This is a genomic window from Acidovorax sp. LjRoot194, from assembly GCF_964253015.1.
Taxonomy (GTDB): domain Bacteria; phylum Pseudomonadota; class Gammaproteobacteria; order Burkholderiales; family Burkholderiaceae_C; genus Acidovorax.
Genome location: NZ_CAXUQB020000001.1, coordinates 1,332,108 through 1,348,802, shown reverse-complemented (window position 1 = coordinate 1,348,802; position 16,695 = coordinate 1,332,108). Strand labels below are relative to the sequence as shown.

Sequence of the window (16,695 nt, the reverse complement as noted above, 5' to 3'; positions counted from 1 at the left end):
AACTGGAGCGCTCCGATGTCACGCAAAACCAACGTACTCGCCATTGTCATGGCCGGTGGAGAGGGGTCCCGCCTGCACCCGCTCACCGCAGAACGCTGCAAGCCCGCCGTGCCGTTCAACGGCAAGCACCGCATCGTGGACTTCGTGCTGTCCAATCTGGTGAACTCCGAGATCTACTCGATCTACCTGCTGGTGCAGTACAAGTCGCAGTCGCTCATCGAGCACATCCGGCAGTCCTGGACCATGACCCGCTTCATCCCCCAGCACTTCGTGACGGTGGTCCCGCCGCAGATGCGCAATGGCCCGGAGTGGTTCCAGGGCACGGCCGACTCGGTCTACCAGAACATCCATCTGATCGAGAGCTTTCAGCCCGACATCGTGGCGGTGTTCGGTGCAGACCACATCTACCGCATGGACGTGCGGCAGATGGTGGAGTTTCACTGCGCCAGCAACGCGCATGTCAGCGTGGCCACGCTGCCGGTACCGCTGGCCCAGGCCAACCAGTTCGGCATTGTGGAGATCGATTCGCAGCACCGCATCAGCCAGTTCGTTGAAAAGCCGGACGTTGCCGACCCGATGCCGGGCAGCACCACGCACACGCTGGCCTCCATGGGCAACTACCTGTTCAATGCCGACGTGCTGCTGGATGCCTTGCACAAGGCGCATGCCACCGGCCACAGCGACTTCGGCCGCGACATCTTGCCGACCATGCTCAAGTCGCACCGCCTCATGGCGTATGACTTCAATACCAACTCCATTCCCGGCACCGCAGCCTATGAAGAGCACGGCTACTGGCGCGACGTGGGCACCATCGATGCGTACTTCGATGCGCACTTCGACACCCTGGGCGCCACGCCGCGCTTTCGCATGACGAACAAGCACTGGCCCATTTACGCCAGCCCCGACCAGGCCGAGTCTGCGCAGATCGAAAACGGCGTGCTGCACCGCTCGGTGGTGGGCTCGGGCAGCATCGTGGACGGCGCCACGCTGGACCACGCGATGCTGCGTCGCTCGGTGCTGGTGGAACGCAACGCACACCTGGAGCACTGCATCGTCATGGAACGTTCCCGCATCGGGGCAGGTGCCCGCATCCGCCGCGCCATCATCGACCAGGACAACGACATACCCGGCTATGAACGCATCGGCTTCGACATGGAGGCCGACCGCAAGCGCTTTCATGTCACGCCCAGCGGCATCGTGGTGGTGCCCCGCCATTTCTTTCCTGCGCGGGCCAGCGTCGACAGCAGCACCACCGTGGGCCGACTGCGCGCGCCCCATTCCGTGGCCGCATCGACGGCGTTGTGCGACGGTGAATTCAGGGCGGCTGCATGAAGATCGATGTGACTGCCACAGGGCCGGCCACCGGCTCCGCCAAGCGATCGCGCGCAACCCGCCACCGGGTGGAAGCCGGACGGCCCTGGCCGCTGGGCGCCACGGCTGATCGCCAGGGTGTCAACTTTGCGGTGTACTCCGGCATTGCAGACTCCGTGGAGGTGTGTCTCTTCGCGCCAGACGGCAGCGAAACGGAACGCATTGCGCTGCCAGCCCTGACGGACGATGTGTGGCACGGGTACGTACACGGACTGCGCCCAGGCCAGGTGTATGGATTGCGCGTTCATGGGCCGTACGAGCCCACCCAGGGGAAGCGCTGCAACCCCGCCTTGCTGCTGATGGACCCCTATGCCCAAGCCCTGGCCGCACCCGTGCGCGGTGCACCCGACCAGTTCGGCTATGTGCTGGGCCACGCGGACGAAGACCTTGCGCCCAGTACCACGGACAACGGCCGCACGGCCCCCAAATGCCGCGTGGTGCGCTCACGCTTCGACTGGGGCGATGATCAGGCGCCCCGCGTTGCACCCAACGAGACCGTCTTCTATGAAGTCCACGTCAAGGGCTTCACCCAGACCATGCCCGACGTGCCCGAGGCATTGCGCGGCACGTACGCGGGGCTGGCCAGCGCGCCTGCCATCGCACATCTGCAGCGCCTGGGTGTGACGAGTGTGGAGCTGCTGCCTGTGCAGGCCTTCGTCGATGACCTGCGGCTCATCGAACTGGGCCTGTCCAACTATTGGGGCTACAACACCATTGCGTTCTTTGCCCCCGAGCCCCGCTATGCCACGCCGGCAGCGCAGAGCCTGGATGGCGGTGTGGATGAATTCAAGGCCATGGTCAAGGCGCTGCACAGCGCCGGCATCGAGGTCATCCTGGACGTGGTTTACAACCACACGGGCGAAGGCAACCACCTGGGGCCCACGCTCAGCCTGAAAGGCATCGACCATTCTGCGTATTACCGCCTGGCCGAAGAGCCCCGCTTTTGTGCAGACATCACCGGCACCGGGAACACGGTGGACACCAGCAGCCCGCCCGCACTGCGGCTGGTGCTGGACAGTCTGCGGTACTGGGTGCAAGAGATGCATGTGGATGGCTTCAGGTTCGACCTGGCCTCTGCGCTGGGCCGCGATGCCGCCTGCGATTTCACCTGGCGTGCCCCCTTCTTCGCTGCCATTGCGCAGGACCCGGTGCTGTCGCGCGTCAAGCTGATCGCCGAGCCGTGGGACCTGGGCATCAACGGCTACCAGTTGGGTGGGTTCCCCACCGGCTGGATGGAATGGAACGGCCGCTACCGCGACGCGGTGCGTGACTACTGGACCAACACAGACGCCAGCCTGCCCGCCTTTGCGGCCAGCCTGTGCGGCTCTGCCGACATGCTGGAGCCACGCCGCCGCAGCCCGACAGCGAGCGTCAACCTCGTCACGGTGCACGACGGCTTCACGCTGGCTGATCTGGTCAGCTACAACGGCAAGCACAACGATGCCAATGGCGAGGACAACCGCGACGGCGAGGACCACAACCGCAGCTGGAACTGCGGCGCAGAGGGCGATACCGACGATGCCGAGATCCTGGCGCTGCGCCAGCGCCAGTCGCGCAACCTGCTGGCCACGCTGTTCCTGTCGCACGGCACACCGCTGCTGCTCGGCGGCGACGAACTGGGGCGCACGCAGCGTGGCAACAACAACGGCTACTGCCAGGACAACGACCTCTCGTGGTTTGACTGGGAGCTCGCGGCAAAACACGCTCCGCTGCAGGCCTTCACTGCGGACCTGATGGCACTGCGGCGCAGCCTGCCTGTCGTGCGTCTGGCCGCTTGGCCCCACCATGCTGCAGGCATTGCGCCCTGTGTGGCGGTGGAGTGGTACAGCGTGTGGGGCTTGTCCATGACGCCCGACGAATGGAACGACCCGGCGGTGCGCTGCGTGTCGGCTTTGATGGAAAGCACGCGCGAGGGTGAAGACTCGCTGCTGGTGCTCTTCAATTCTTCAGGTGAAGAAACAGTGTTCACGCTGCCGGCCGACCCCCAAGGCCGCCACTGGGCGCTGCGCCTGGACACCCGCGACGACCGCGTGGCCCTGTCCGCGGACGCTGGTGCGACCCCAGCGGTCAGTTCGGCCGATGTGGCGAAAGCCGCAGACGGCACGCCGGCCCCTGACGCTGCGGCTACGGCTACCGCTGTGGAGGCAGGTGCCACGTACACGCTGCTGCCCCATTCGCTGGCTGCGTTCACCACGCCGTCGCGCGGCCCGGCACCCGCCCCCGACGCCAAGCCGGCATGACCAGCGCGGCCGACACTGCGGATGGCACCCACCACATGCCGTTCGGCGCGCAGTTGCGCCGGCGCGGCGGCGTGGATTTTCGGCTGTGGGCGCCTGCAGCGTCCGAAGTCTCGCTCGTGCACGTGCCGGACGACGGCGCAGCACCGCCGAGCAGCAGCGCTGCAGAGCGGCTTTCAGGCGGGTGGTGGCATGTCGCCCTTGCCACGGCCACCGCGTCCACACACTATCAATGGCTGATCAATGGCGACCTGGCGGTGCCCGACCCAGCCGCCCGCCAGGCTCCCCAGGGTCCGCACGGCATGTGCCGCGTGTCCGACCCGAGCGCCTATGCCTGGAAGCAGCCCGACTGGAGCGGCAGGCCGTGGCATGAACTGGTCTTTTACGAACTGCATGTGGGTACCTTCACACCCGCAGGCACCTACGCGGCGGCAGCGGCACAGCTGCCGCGGCTGGCTGCGCTGGGTTTCACTGCGATAGAGGTCATGCCCGTGGCCACCTTTGGCGGCCAGTGGGGGTGGGGCTACGACGGTGTGCTGCCCTTTGCACCGCACCCTGCGTACGGCTCGCCGGACGATCTCAAACAACTGGTGGACACAGCGCACGCGCTGGGGCTGTGCGTGTTCCTCGATGTGGTCTACAACCACTTCGGCCCCGACGGAAATTACCTGCAGGCGTATGCGCCAGAGTTCTTTTCTCGCCGCCACGACAGCCCCTGGGGCCGCGCGATCAATTTTGACCTGGAAGGCAGCGAGGTCGTGCGTGCGTTCTTCCTGCACAACGCGCTCTACTGGATCGAAGAGTTCCGCATGGACGGCCTGCGACTCGACGCGGTGCACGCCATCGCGGACGACAGCGACCCCGACATCCTGCAGGAGATCAGCACGCGGGTGAGCACGTTGGCTGAGGCCAGTGGACGACAGGTGCACCTGGTGCTGGAAAACGAAAAGAACCAGCCCGAACGCCTGGCCGCGCCTGCATCTGCCAGCGGCCACTACGACGGTCAATGGAACGACGACTTTCACCACGCGGTGCATGTGGCACTGACCGGCGAGTCGCACACCTACTACGCAAAGTTTGCGGCACACCCCATCGACCATCTGGCCCGCGTGCTCACGCATGGCTTCGCCTTTCCGAATGGCCGCCCGGCCACCGAGGCCGACGCGCCACTGCCGCTGGCGGTACTGGTCAACTTTATCGGTAACCACGACCAGATCGGCAACCGGGCTTTCGGGGAGCGCCTGTCGATGCTGCTGCCTGAGCCGGCAGTGGAACTGGCCTTGCTGCTGGCGCTGCTGACCCCGGCCACGCCCATGGTGTTCATGGGCGACGAGTTTGGCGCGACGACGCCGTTTTTGTACTTCGCCAACTGGGACGGCGACCTGCGCGAGGCCGTGCGCAACGGCCGCCAGCGCGAGTTCAGCCATGTCCTGTCCGGCGCCGCCACCTTGCCGGACCCGTGCGACGCAGCCACCCTGGCTGCCAGCCGCCTGGACTGGGCACAGGCAGAGACACCCGCAGGCCGCCAGCGCAGCGAACTGGTGCGCCAGGCGCTGGAGGTGCGCCGACAATGGCTGGTGCCCCACGCCCGCGAACTGCGCACCATGGACCACACCGCCGAGCGCATCGGCACCCACGGCCTGCGCGTCACCTGGCGGTACGGCCAGGGAATTCAGTGGTCGCTCGACATCAACCTGGGATCTGAACGCATGCACAACGTACCGCCGGCGCCTGAAGGCGTCGCGATCTTTCAACACCGGTGGACCCACGCTGGTGATGGCGCGCCATCAGTGTGGGAGCCCTGGTCGGCCCGCTGGACCTGCACCGAGGGGCTTGCATGAGTTTCGACAGGCCTTTTGCGGCCGGCGAACCCTCGGCCGAGCTCCGGCAACGCGCGCGGCACGCCGGCATTGCCGACCAGTACTCCGGCTTCTGGGGCGAAACCGTGGCGGTGAGCACGCAGGTGATGGAGCGCGCGCTGGCGGCCATGGGCACCCATGCGGACGCCGCCGAAGCTGCAGACACCGCTGTGGTGGCCGCTGGCGCTGCGGCACCCTTGGCGCTGCCTGCAGCCGGCGACTGGCAACTGCACGACCTGGAATCTGCGGGCGATGCGCCCTGCCTGCGCGGCCATGGCCCTGCCGCAGAGCTGCCGGACACGCTGCCCGCCGGGTACTACCAACTGCGCTTTGCAGGGGGGCAACGCACCGTCCTCGTGGCCCCGGCCCAGTGCTGGCTGCCCGAGGGGTTGCGCCAGGGAGAACGCTGGTGGGGCGTGACTGCCCAGGTCTACGCGCTGCGGTCTGAGCGCAGCTGGGGCATCGGCGATTTCACCGACCTGGCGCGGTGCGTGGCGCTGGTGGCTGCGCAGGGCGCGGCCTTCGTCGGGCTGAGCCCTGTGCACGCATTGCGCCCAGGCCAGCCTGAGGCGGCCAGCCCGTACAGCCCCAGCAGCCGGCTGGCGCTCAATGTGCACTACATCGACGTGACCGCCGTGCCGGAATATCTGCACTGCGAAGACACGCAGCAGCTGTGCAGCGAGCCCGGCTTTCACGCGCGGCTGCAGGCTGCGCAGCACAGCGCATCCGTCGACTACACCGCCGTGGCCTCGCTGAAGGAGGCGGCCCTCTCGCGCCTGTGGCAGACCTTCGGGCGCACGGCCTGGACAGCAGGCTCCACCCGCGGCGCGGCCTTCGACCAGTTTCGCGCCGAGCACGCGGCCACGCTGGAGCCACACGCACGTTTTGAAGCCATTCAAATTGCGCTGCAGGCGCGCGACGCCGCCATCTGGGGTTGGCCCGCCTGGCCCGAGGACCTGCGCGACCCGCAGAGCTATGCCGTGCAGGCATGGGTGCAGGAGCATGCCGACGAGGTGGCCTACCGCCTGTGGCTGCAGTGGATCGCGCACGAGCAGCTGGCGCAAGCATGCACCATGGCGCGCAAGCTCATGCCTATTGGCCTGTATTGCGATCTGGCCGTGGGTGCGGCAGACGGCGGCACCGACACCTGGGTCGGGCAAACGCTGCACGCGCGCGGCATGAACGTCGGCGCCCCGCCAGACCCGCTCAGCACCCAGGGGCAGGACTGGGGCCTGCCCCCGGTGAATCCGATTGCATTAGCCGCTGCGCAGTACCTGCCCTTCCGGCACATGCTGGCTGCCGTCATGGCCCCGGCAGGCGCGCTGCGCATGGACCACGTCATGGCCCTCATGCGGCTGTTCTGGACCAGCCCGGACGGCGGGACGTATGTGAACTATCCGCTGCAGCCCTTGCTGGCGGTCGTGGCCATCGAAAGCCACCGGCACCGCTGCATGGTCATCGGCGAAGACCTGGGCAATGTGGCGCCAGCCATGCGCGAAGCCATGGCCGAGCGCGCGTTGTTGTCCTACCGCCCGCTGATCTTCGAGCGGCTGGAAGGCGGTGCCTTCCGCCCGCCCGCGCAATGGCAGAGCACAGCGCTGGCGGTGGTGAGCACGCACGACCTGCCCACGCTGGCGGGCTTCTGGTCGGCCAGCGACGTGGCGGTGCAAGAGTCGCTCGGTTGGCTCGACGGAGATGCGCATGTGCGCGCCCTGCTGGCGCGCGCGCAGGACCGCACTCAGCTGCTGGCCGCCCTGCACGCCGAAGGGCTGCTGCCCGAAGGCGTCACGGTGGATGCGCAGACCGCCCCCGACATGACACCGGCCCTGGCCGCCGCGGTGCATCGATATCTAGCACGCACGCCGTGCATGCTGGTGGCAGTGCAGCTGGAAGACCTGCTGGGCCAGCGCGAGCAGCCCAACGTGCCAGGCACCACCGACGACATCCACCCCAACTGGCGCCGCCGCATGGGCTGCACGCTGGAGCAGTTGGCGACCGGGCCGTTCTTTACCGCCATTGCAGACGCAGTGCGCCAGGAGCGCGGCGGCACGCATGTCACCGAGGGCCCCCTGCCCGCGCTCGACACGGCAGACATCCCGCGCGCCACCTACCGGCTGCAGTTGAACAAAGAGTTCAACTTTGCGCAAGCGCTCGCTGCCGTGCCGTATCTGCACGCACTGGGTGTGAGCCACCTGTATTCATCGCCCTACCTGCAGGCCACACAGGGCAGCACCCACGGCTACGACGTGGTGGACCCTGCCCACCTGAATGCAGAGATCGGCACCGACGCCGACCACGATGCGCTGTGTGCAGCGCTCGCCGAACACGGCATGGGCCACCTGCTCGACACGGTGCCCAACCACATGGGCGTGGACGATGCGGGCAACCGGTGGTGGCGCGACGTGCTGGAGCACGGCCTGTCGTCCCCGCACGCCACGACGTTCGACATCGAATGGAACCCCGCCAGCGTGCAGACCGGTAAGCGCGTGCTGCTGCCCGTGTTGGGGGACCACTACGGCAAGGTGCTGGAGTCCGGCGAGTTTCAGGTGCGGTTCGATGGCGACACCGGGCGCTTTGCCGTTGCGTATTGGGAGCGGACATTCCCGCTCGACCCGCGCAGCTACGCGCTGTTGCTGAGCGCAGTCCCCTTGCCTGTGGCGGCCACGCCGGGCGCCGAGCAAGATGATTTTTCTGCCGTGCATTCGCTGGTGGATGCCTTGGGCCTGCTGCCTCCGCATGACACAGAAGACGCAGCCTTGCGCGCCACGCGGCTGCGCGATGCTGGCGTGCACCAGCAGCGCCTGGCGGGCTTTGCGGCGCGCCTGGCCTGGGTGCGCGACTGGATCGACGCCAACCTGAAGCTGGTGAACGGAACGCAGGGGGACGCTGCCAGCTTCGACCTGCTGGACCGCCTGCTGCAGGGCCAAGCCTACCGGCTGGCGGATTGGCGGGTGGCGGGCGACGACATCAACTACCGCCGCTTTTTCGACGTCAACGCGCTGGCCGCCATCCGGATGGAGAACACCGAGGTGTTTGACGCGGTGCACGCGCTGACCTTCCGCTGGCTGGCGCAGGGAAAGGTCACCGGCCTGCGCATCGACCACCCCGATGGGCTGGCGGACCCGGCGCAGTACTTTGCGCGGCTGCAGCAGCGCTACCAGGGTCTGTTGCAGGCCGGCGGGCTGCCGCCCCGGGCGCTGTACATCGTGGTCGAGAAGATCATGGCTGAGCACGAGCCGTTGCCGGCCGACTGGCAGGTGCATGGGGGCACGGGGTACCGGTTCTCGCGGCTGGTCAACGGCGTGTTCATCGACCCGGACGCGCAAGAGCGGTTCGACGCGGTGTACCAGGGCTTTACCGGCAATACGCTGGCTTTTGAAGATGCGGCGCGCGAGTGCAAACGGCTCATCATCGAGACCGCCCTGTTCAGCGACCTGGCGTGGCTGGTGGGCACCTTGAGCCAGATCACCCGGGCCGACCGGCGCGCATGCGACTTCACCCGCAACCAGCTGCGTGTGGCACTGGTGGAAGTGGCCACGCAATTCCCGGTGTACCGCACCTACGTGGTGCCGGGCGGCGCGGCGCCCAGCGCCATCGATGTGCAGCACATCGACTGGGCGATTGCCGCGTCGCGCCGGCGTCTGGGCACGGCCGAGGGCGGCGTGCTGGCCTTCCTACGTGGGGTGCTGCTGGGAGAAGACGGCCCCGCGCCAGAGCTGCGCGCGCACTTCGTGCGGCGGTGGCAGCAGTTCACCGCGCCGGTGATGGCCAAGGCGGTGGAAGACACCTTGTTCTACCGCTACGTGCGCCTAGTCTCGCTCAACGATGTGGGCGCCGAGCCGCGGCGCTTCGGCCTGCCGGTGTCCGCGTTTCACCAGGCCAACATGCAACGGGCCCGCCACGTGCCGCACGGCTTGCTGGCCACTTCAACGCACGACAGCAAGCGATCGGAGGACGTGCGGGCACGCCTGAACGTGTTGTCCGAACTGGTGGACGAATGGGAGGCCACGGTGCAGGCGCTGCACAGCGCGGCAGAGCCGTTTCGCCGTACGGTGGACGACGCGCCGACACCCAGTGCGCACGACCTGTGGGCGCTGTTTCAAGCGCTGGTGGGCATCTGGCCTGCAGCGGGCTGCGACGACGATTGCCTGCCTGCACTGCGAGAGCGCATCGCGCAGTACATGGTGAAAGCCATGCGCGAGGCCAAGCTGCAGAGCAACTGGCTGTTTCCGAACGAAGCGTATGAAGATGCGGTGCGGCATTACATCGACAAGGCGCTGTCGAGCGACCGGTTCCTGCGCCCCCTGCAGGCCTGGGTAGAGCGCATCGCGCCCTACGGCTTTCGCAACAGCCTGTGCCAGCTGGCGATCAAGCTCACAGCGCCTGGCGTGCCCGATATTTACCAGGGGTGCGAGCAGTGGAACTTCTCGCTGGTGGACCCGGACAACCGTCGCCCGGTGGACTTCGTGTCGCTGCAAGCGTCGCTTGAGCCGCTGCGGGCCCTGTACGCGGATGGTCAGTACCCGACGGGTGACGATTGGAGCGGCCTTCTGGGCACTGACGCCACCATGCCAGCGGCTACCAAGCAGCTGGTGACCTGGCGGCTTTTGCAGCTGCGGGCGCGGCATGCAGCGCTGCTGCGCGACGCCATCTATCTGCCGCTGGCAGTGGAAGGCGCCGCAGCGTCCCACGCGCTGGCCTATGCGCGCGTGCACGAGGGCCAGGCTATTGTGCTGGTGTGTGGACGGCTGCTGGCGGCCTGGGATGCCCAGCACCACGGCGATTGGCAGGACACCCAGGTGAGCCTGGTAGATGCCCACCCGGCCCTGGCCAAGCCCGCGCAGTGGGTCGAGCTGTTCACCGGCCGAGCGTTGGACAATGGCAGCCACCTGCCGCTGTCCGATGTACTGGGCGCTGTGGGCCCGGGCGGCAGCCGACTGCCGTTTGCTGTGCTGGTCACCCAAGACATGATTCCATGAAAGTATTGTTTGTCACGCCGGAATGCGCCCCCATGGTCAAGACCGGGGGCCTGGGCGACGTCAGCGCTGCGCTGCCTGCCGCACTGGCGCAGCTGGGCTGCGATGTCGCGCTGCTGATGCCGGCCTATGCCGACATGAAGATCGATGGCAGCCTGGAGGGCATCCTCGCGTTGCCGTCCAACGGGCGCTGGCCGGCCGCGCAGTTGCTGCGGATGGCGGCCACCGCAGGCCGGCCACCGCTGTGGTTGCTATCGTGCCCTGCCCTGTACGGCACGGCAGACACGCCCTACGCCAACCCGCGCGACCCGGATGGGCGCGACCAGGCGCTGCGTTTTGGCTTTCTGGCCCATGTGGCTGCGCTCATCGGGTCCCCCGAGACGCCCATCGGCTGGCAGGCCGACATCGTGCACGCCAACGACTGGCCGTGTGCCCTGGCACCGCTATACCTGCACCAACGCCGGCAGGCGGGCCAGGGGCGCACCGCGCGCAGTGTGATGACCATCCACAACCTGGCATTCCAGGGCGTGTTTCCGATGGCGGCTGCAGACCTGCTGGATGTGCACCCGGCGCACCGCGGCATCGAGGGCGTGGAATTCTGGGGGCAGTTGTCGATGCTCAAGGCCGGCCTGCAGCATGCAGACGCCATCACGACCGTGAGCCCCACCTACGCGGCGGAAATCCAGCAGCCGGAGTTGGGCTTCGGGCTCGACGGTGTGCTGCGCCAGCGTGCTGGCCGACTGCACGGTTTGTTAAATGGCATCGACACGGCCACCTGGAACCCGGCCATCGATCCGCTCATCGCAGCACCGTACAGTGCAGACAACCTGGCCGCCAAGGCGATGAACAAGGCAGCGCTGCGCGAGTGCTGCGGCCTGCGTGCCAGCGCGGGCCCGCTGCTGGGCATGGTGGGGCGGCTGACGACGCAAAAGGGCGTGGACCTGGTGCTGGCGGGTGCCGGCCGCTTGTTGGCGCGGGGCGCACAGCTGGCCGTGCTAGGGCGCGGCGACACGCACCTGGAAGAGGCTTTAACCGCCCTGGCCGCCGCGCACCCAGGGCAGGTGCATGTGACGCTGGGGTTCGACGAAAGCCTGGCGCACCTTATCGAAGCGGGTGCAGACTGTTTTCTCATGCCCTCGCGCTTCGAGCCCTGTGGCCTGAACCAGATGTACAGCCAGGTGTATGGCACGCCGCCGCTGGTCACCCGCACCGGTGGCCTGGCCGATACGGTGCAGGACGCGGACGCCCGCCTGACGACGGGGACGGGCTTCGTCATGCCGGGCCTGGCCCAACGGGACTTCGACGCCACGGCAGACCGCGTACTGACTGCGTGGCAAAAGCCGGAGCAGTGGGCCGCCCTGCAAAGGCGCTGCATGGCGCAGGACTACGCCTGGGAGCACGCGGCCAAGCCCTATGTTGCGCTGTATGGGCAATTGCTGTCTGAAGCGGTAGCAACTCCGCCGTAGCCTCCCGCCAAGCTCAGCCCTGCGGTGGTGGGGCTTGGCCGGCGCAGCCGTTGGGCGGCCGACCACCTTCAGCCGTACCCCAGTTCCCCATAAACCGCACAACATGCTTCTCGTCGGCATGGCGCGCCAAGCCCGCAGCACAAGCCGCACGACCAAAAAAAAGCCCGCGTAGTGCGGGCTTAACACTTGCTTGTTGCAAGCGGGAGGGATGTCGAGAGGGTGTCGACTTGGTGATAGTAAAACCGCACAAAAACTCAGCATGTAGGACGAAACCGATTTTTCAATTTGCACATGGATGCGGTCAAATTTCGACCATCCAAACAATATGCTGCAAGGCCCTTGCTGTTACCTGTGGACACCCCCATCACCGAGGCGTTCCTTTAAGGTGACTGCATCCAATTTCTGAGGAGTTCCTGCCATGTCCCGACCCATCCGCATCGTCTCGACTAGCCTGATCCTTGCCGCCGCGGCCCTTGGCGGCTGCTCCAACTACGGCACGGCGCCCGCAGCATCCAGCGGCGCCGCAGGCACCCCGAGCGCCAGCGCGCCGCCGCCCCCGCCTGCCACCGGCCAATGCACGGCGCAACCGGCCCAGGGCGCTGTGGGGCAGAACAGCACGTCCACCGTGGTGGAAACCGCGCGCGCACGGTCGGGCGCGCAGATCGCCCGCATCCTGCGGCCCGGTCAGATGATCACCAAGGAGTTCAATGCCCAGCGCCTGAACCTGGAGGTCGACGCGAGCGGGCGCATTGTGGCGGTGAACTGCGGATGAGATTTGCCGCCGGGGCGCTTGGCCCCCACGCCCACGTGCGTGGACAAATAGGCCAGTGAGCGCCCGGCGATCTCAGGGTTGGTTGCCGCTCAATGGGCGAGAAACAGTTCCTGCAGGTCGCTCAGGAAATCGAAGCCCCGCTCGGTAGGCCGCACACGGGCCATGTCGCGCTCGATCAGGCCTTTGCGCTCCGCCTCCTGCAGGCTTTTGGCGATGGCCGTGATCGGCAGGCCCGTGCGTTCCGTGAAGTCCTGCAGGGCAAAGCCGTCGCGCAGGCGCAAGGCGTTGAGCATGAATTCAAACGGCAAGTCGGCGCGCTTGACCTCTTCATCCTGCGCCACGGGGCGCCCTGCCAGGGCCTGGTCCATGTACAGCCGCGGCTCGCGAAAGCGCACCTGCCGCACCACGCGGTGCGCAAAGCTGAGCTTGCTGTGCGCGCCGGCGCCAATGCCCAGATAGTCCCCGAACTGCCAGTAGTTGGTGTTGTGAAAGCACTGGTGGCCGGGCTGTGCATAGGCCGAGATCTCGTACCGGTCCATGCCTGACTGGCCCGTCATCTCGGTGATGCGGTCGAGCATGGCGTAGGCCAGGTCATCCTCCGGGATGGCCGGGGGGTACTTGGCGAAATAGGTGTTGGGCTCGATGGTGAGGTGGTAGATGGAGATGTGCGGCGGCTTCAGGGCCAGCGCGGTCTGCATGTCCTGCTCGAGCTCCTCCATGGTCTGCCCCGGCAGCGCGTACATGATGTCGAGGTTGAAGGTGTCGAACGCGTCTGCCGCCTCTTGGACAGCCGCCAGGGCCTGCGCGCGGTCGTGCACGCGGCCCAGGGCCATCAGGTGCCGGTCGTTGAAGCTTTGCACCCCTACGGACAGGCGCGTGATACCCGCACCGCGGAACGCGCGGAAGCGGTCCTTTTCGAAGGTGCCGGGGTTGGCCTCCATCGTGATCTCGCAGTCGGCCTCCAGCCGCAGACGGGCACGGATGCCGCCGATGAGCTGATCGATGGAGGCGGGCGAAAACAGGCTGGGCGTGCCGCCACCGATGAAGATGCTGTGCACCGTGCGCCCCCAGATCAGCGGCAGCGCGGACTCCAGGTCGGCCATCAGGGCGTCGATGTAGCGCTGCTCGGGCACGGCGGACCCGCCAGCATCGGCGTCGCCGCGGGCTTCGTGCGAGTTGAAGTCGCAGTACGGGCACTTCTTGAGGCACCACGGCAGGTGCACGTACAGCGACAGCGGCGGCAGGCTCTGCAGCTGCAACAGGCCCGGGCGCATGTAGTGCTGGATGTCGCGCTGGGGCGCGGGCTCTGCGGGCGCGGCCGTGGCTGCAGGTGTGATGGGAATGGTGTTCATGGCGGAGGCCCTGCAGACAAATAGCCCTGGCTGTGCAACGCGGTGGCGCTCACAGCCAACGCTCGCGCAGCAGCGCCAGCATCTGCTGCGCTGAGCGGCCGCGGTGGCTGTGGGCGTTTTTCACTTCGACGGGCAGCTCTGCAAAGGTCTTGCCGAACTCGGGGATGAACATGATGGGGTCGAACCCGAAGCCGTTGCTGCCGCGGCGCTCCCGCGCAATCTCTCCGACCACGCGGCCCACGGCGATCAGGGGCTCGGGGTCTTCGGGGCTGCGCACGGCGACCAGCGTGCTGACCATGGCCGCGCGGCGCTGGTCCACGGCCTGCATCTGCTCCAGCAGCGCCTGCACGTTGGTGTCGTCGCCCTTGTCGTAGCCGAACTGGGTGGCGTAGTAAGCCGTGTCCACACCGGGCAGGCCGCCGAAGGCGTCCACGCACAGGCCGGCATCGTCAGCCAGGGCGGGCAGCCCGGTGTGCGCCGAGGCGAAGCGCGCCTTGGCCAGCGCGTTTTCCACAAAGGTGCGAAAGGGCTCGTCGGCCTCGCCCACGCCCAGGTCGGCCTGGCGCACCAGCTCTACGCCCAGCGGGGCCAGCATGGCCTGCAGCTCGGCCAGCTTGCCGCGGTTATTGGATGCAAGTACGATTTTCATGGTCAAAATGTCCGCTACCGCTTGCCTAGCAAGCGCTAGTAGCTATCAATTAAGGAGCATTCACAGCCAGCGCCTGCTGCTGCAGGGCCACGAGTTCGGCAATGCCCTTTTCAGCGAGGGCCAGCAGTTGGTCCATTTCGGCGCGGGTAAAGGCCGCCCCCTCGGCCGTGCCCTGCACTTCGACAAAATGGCCCGCGCCGGTCAGCACCACGTTCATGTCGGTGTCGCAGTCGACGTCTTCCACGTATTCGAGGTCCAGCAGCGGCATGCCCTGCACGATGCCCACGGAGATGGCCGCCACGGGCTGCAGCAGCGGCGACCGCGTGATCTTGCCGCTGGCCAGCAGCCGGCTGACCGCATCGTGCGCAGCCACCCACGCGCCGGTGATGGCCGCGGTGCGGGTGCCGCCATCGGCCTGGATCACGTCGCAGTCGAGCTGGATGGTGCGCTCGCCCAGCAGCTTGAGGTCGAACACCGCGCGCAGCGACCGGCCGATGAGGCGCTGGATCTCCTGCGTGCGGCCGCTTTGCTTGCCGCGCGCGGCCTCGCGGTCGTTGCGGGAATGCGTGGACCGCGGCAGCATGCCGTATTCGGCCGTGACCCAGCCTTCGCCGCTGCCGCGCTTGTGCGGTGGCACGCGTTCTTCGACGGATGCCGTGCACAGGACCTTGGTGTTGCCGAACTCGATCAGCACCGAACCTTCGGCATGCATGGTGTAGTGGCGGGTGATGCGCACAGGGCGCAGTTGGTCGGCGGCGCGGCCGCCGGTGCGGTTGAAAGTGGTCATGGTGGTGTCAGTTCTCAAAAATGCAGCCCGCCGGAGTCACCCGGCGCGAAGGCCTAAAAAAGGAAAGTCCAACGGTCCATCCGCACACGGCCGGCAATGCACGGGCAATGCACGGGCACTGCACGGGCACTGCTGGCGGCAGTGGGCGGTGATTCGTTCAGCGCGCGTACCGTCCCGCTCCGCTCACGCCAACCATCGCGGCACAGCATGAATCACGTCGTACTGGTGGTGCTGCACGGCCGAATGGCACGGTAGCTCACCGGTCGCAGCGGCGCACTACAAGCCGCAACGTGCACAGCGGCACGGCGAAACGCGTCACGCCTTTCTGGCCGCAGACCGCCGGATGGCCTCGTTGATCTCTGCGATGGAGCGTTCAATGGCTTCGTCATCGAGGTCGTCCACCAGCCCGTCCAGCGGGCCGGCCTGGATGGTGGACGCGAACACGTCGTCGCTGATGCTGTCGGTGGACACGCCCTGGGTGGACTCGAACGCGTCGGGCGTCTCCCACTCCAGCGCGATCACGGTGACGTTGTCGCTGCTGTCGCCAGCCTTGCGCAGCGCAGCCTCCACCAGGTCGGGCACGGAATGCGAGACCGTGTTGCGGGCGATCTGCTTGGAGATGTCTTCATCGCTGAGCGTGCCCCACAGGCCGTCGGAGCACAGCAGAATCCGGTCGCCCTGCTCCAGGTACACCGGGCCGGTGATGTCGTAGATCGGCTTGGTGGGCGAGCCCAGGCAGGTGAACAGCACGTTGCGGTTGATGCGCTCCAGCCCCGGTGGCGGCGAGTTGCGCAGTTCCATGTACGAGTGGTCGCGGGTGCGGGTCAGCAGGTCGCCGTCGCGCACCATGTACAGGCGCGAATCGCCGCAGTGGATCCAGGTGGCCGTGCCGGCCTGCACCACCGCAGCCACCAGGGTGGTGCGCGGCGTGTCGAGCATGCCCTTGTCGGTGGCGTAGCGCAGGATCTGGTGGTGGGCCGCGAGCAAGGCGCCCGAGAGAAACTCCTGCACGTCCTTGAGCTGTGGCTTGGCCTCGCGCTGGAACAGCGCCGAGATGGTCTGCAGCGCAATCTGCGCGGCGACTTCACCCTCGGGGTGCCCGCCCATCCCGTCGGCCAGCACGAACAGGCCCGACTCGCGCGTGTAGCAATAGCCCATGCGGTCTTCGTTCTTCTCGCGGCCGCCGCGGCGGCTGATCTGGAATACGGAGAACTTCATGGGCGCCC

The 16,695-nt window shown here is 67.2% G+C and carries 10 protein-coding genes; 6 read left to right on the top strand and 4 right to left on the bottom strand.

The genetic code is table 11. The features are described 5' to 3' along the window. Positions 1 to 15: 15 nt before the first annotated feature. From ACSQ3N_RS06195 to ACSQ3N_RS06170, 6 genes are all read left to right on the top strand, one after another. A complete protein-coding gene (locus tag ACSQ3N_RS06195; RefSeq protein ID WP_436145848.1) occupies positions 16 to 1,332 on the top strand; it encodes a glucose-1-phosphate adenylyltransferase in 1,317 nt (438 codons plus the stop codon). Further along, positions 1,329 to 3,611: a glycogen debranching protein GlgX gene (gene glgX / locus ACSQ3N_RS06190; RefSeq protein WP_436145847.1), complete on the top strand. Its 2,283-nt coding sequence runs from the start codon at positions 1,329 to 1,331 to the stop codon at positions 3,609 to 3,611. Before ACSQ3N_RS06195 ends, glgX begins: the two co-directional genes overlap by 4 nt. Next, on the top strand, positions 3,608 to 5,449 hold the full coding sequence (gene treZ / locus ACSQ3N_RS06185) for a malto-oligosyltrehalose trehalohydrolase (RefSeq protein WP_436145846.1): 1,842 nt from the start codon (positions 3,608 to 3,610) through the stop codon (positions 5,447 to 5,449). The genes glgX and treZ overlap by 4 nt, the downstream gene beginning before the upstream one ends. Beyond that, complete coding sequence (gene treY / locus ACSQ3N_RS06180; RefSeq protein WP_436145845.1) at positions 5,446 to 10,446, top strand: malto-oligosyltrehalose synthase; 5,001 nt, start codon at positions 5,446 to 5,448, stop codon at positions 10,444 to 10,446. The genes treZ and treY overlap by 4 nt, the downstream gene beginning before the upstream one ends. Beyond that, positions 10,443 to 11,909: a glycogen synthase GlgA gene (gene glgA / locus ACSQ3N_RS06175; RefSeq protein ID WP_436145844.1), complete on the top strand. Its 1,467-nt coding sequence runs from the start codon at positions 10,443 to 10,445 to the stop codon at positions 11,907 to 11,909. The genes treY and glgA overlap by 4 nt, the downstream gene beginning before the upstream one ends. 418 nt (positions 11,910 to 12,327) lie before the next feature. Continuing rightward, positions 12,328 to 12,681: an I78 family peptidase inhibitor gene (locus ACSQ3N_RS06170; RefSeq protein WP_436145843.1), complete on the top strand. Its 354-nt coding sequence runs from the start codon at positions 12,328 to 12,330 to the stop codon at positions 12,679 to 12,681. Between the two features lie 89 nt (positions 12,682 to 12,770). Here the strand turns inward: ACSQ3N_RS06170 and hemW are convergent, their stop codons facing one another. The 4 genes from hemW to ACSQ3N_RS06150 form a co-directional block, all read right to left on the bottom strand. Continuing rightward, complete coding sequence (gene hemW, locus ACSQ3N_RS06165; protein WP_436145842.1) at positions 12,771 to 14,033, bottom strand: radical SAM family heme chaperone HemW; 1,263 nt, start codon at positions 14,031 to 14,033, stop codon at positions 12,771 to 12,773. Between the two features lie 49 nt (positions 14,034 to 14,082). Further along, entirely contained in the window at positions 14,083 to 14,682 is a 600-nt protein-coding gene (gene rdgB, locus ACSQ3N_RS06160) for an RdgB/HAM1 family non-canonical purine NTP pyrophosphatase (protein WP_056161419.1), read from the bottom strand. Between the two features lie 49 nt (positions 14,683 to 14,731). After that, the gene (gene rph, locus ACSQ3N_RS06155) at positions 14,732 to 15,469 is read right to left on the bottom strand and encodes a ribonuclease PH (RefSeq protein WP_436145841.1); all 738 of its coding nucleotides are present in this window, start codon (positions 15,467 to 15,469) and stop codon (positions 14,732 to 14,734) included. Between the two features lie 315 nt (positions 15,470 to 15,784). Beyond that, positions 15,785 to 16,687: a PP2C family protein-serine/threonine phosphatase gene (locus ACSQ3N_RS06150; RefSeq protein ID WP_056161415.1), complete on the bottom strand. Its 903-nt coding sequence runs from the start codon at positions 16,685 to 16,687 to the stop codon at positions 15,785 to 15,787. Positions 16,688 to 16,695 lie beyond the last annotated feature (8 nt).

Excerpts from the sequence above, each read along its gene's own strand:
- glgX (WP_436145847.1), top strand. The coding sequence starts at position 1,329 with ATGAAGATCGATGTGACTGCCACAGGGCCGGCCACCGGCTCCGCCAAG.
- rdgB (WP_056161419.1), bottom strand. The coding sequence starts at position 14,682 with ATGAAAATCGTACTTGCATCCAATAACCGCGGCAAGCTGGCCGAGCTG.
- ACSQ3N_RS06195 (WP_436145848.1), top strand. The coding sequence starts at position 16 with ATGTCACGCAAAACCAACGTACTCGCCATTGTCATGGCCGGTGGAGAG.
- ACSQ3N_RS06150 (WP_056161415.1), bottom strand. The coding sequence starts at position 16,687 with ATGAAGTTCTCCGTATTCCAGATCAGCCGCCGCGGCGGCCGCGAGAAG.
- rph (WP_436145841.1), bottom strand. The coding sequence starts at position 15,469 with ATGACCACTTTCAACCGCACCGGCGGCCGCGCCGCCGACCAACTGCGC.
- treY (WP_436145845.1), top strand. The coding sequence starts at position 5,446 with ATGAGTTTCGACAGGCCTTTTGCGGCCGGCGAACCCTCGGCCGAGCTC.
- treZ (WP_436145846.1), top strand. The coding sequence starts at position 3,608 with ATGACCAGCGCGGCCGACACTGCGGATGGCACCCACCACATGCCGTTC.
- glgA (WP_436145844.1), top strand. The coding sequence starts at position 10,443 with ATGAAAGTATTGTTTGTCACGCCGGAATGCGCCCCCATGGTCAAGACC.
- hemW (WP_436145842.1), bottom strand. The coding sequence starts at position 14,033 with ATGAACACCATTCCCATCACACCTGCAGCCACGGCCGCGCCCGCAGAG.
- ACSQ3N_RS06170 (WP_436145843.1), top strand. The coding sequence starts at position 12,328 with ATGTCCCGACCCATCCGCATCGTCTCGACTAGCCTGATCCTTGCCGCC.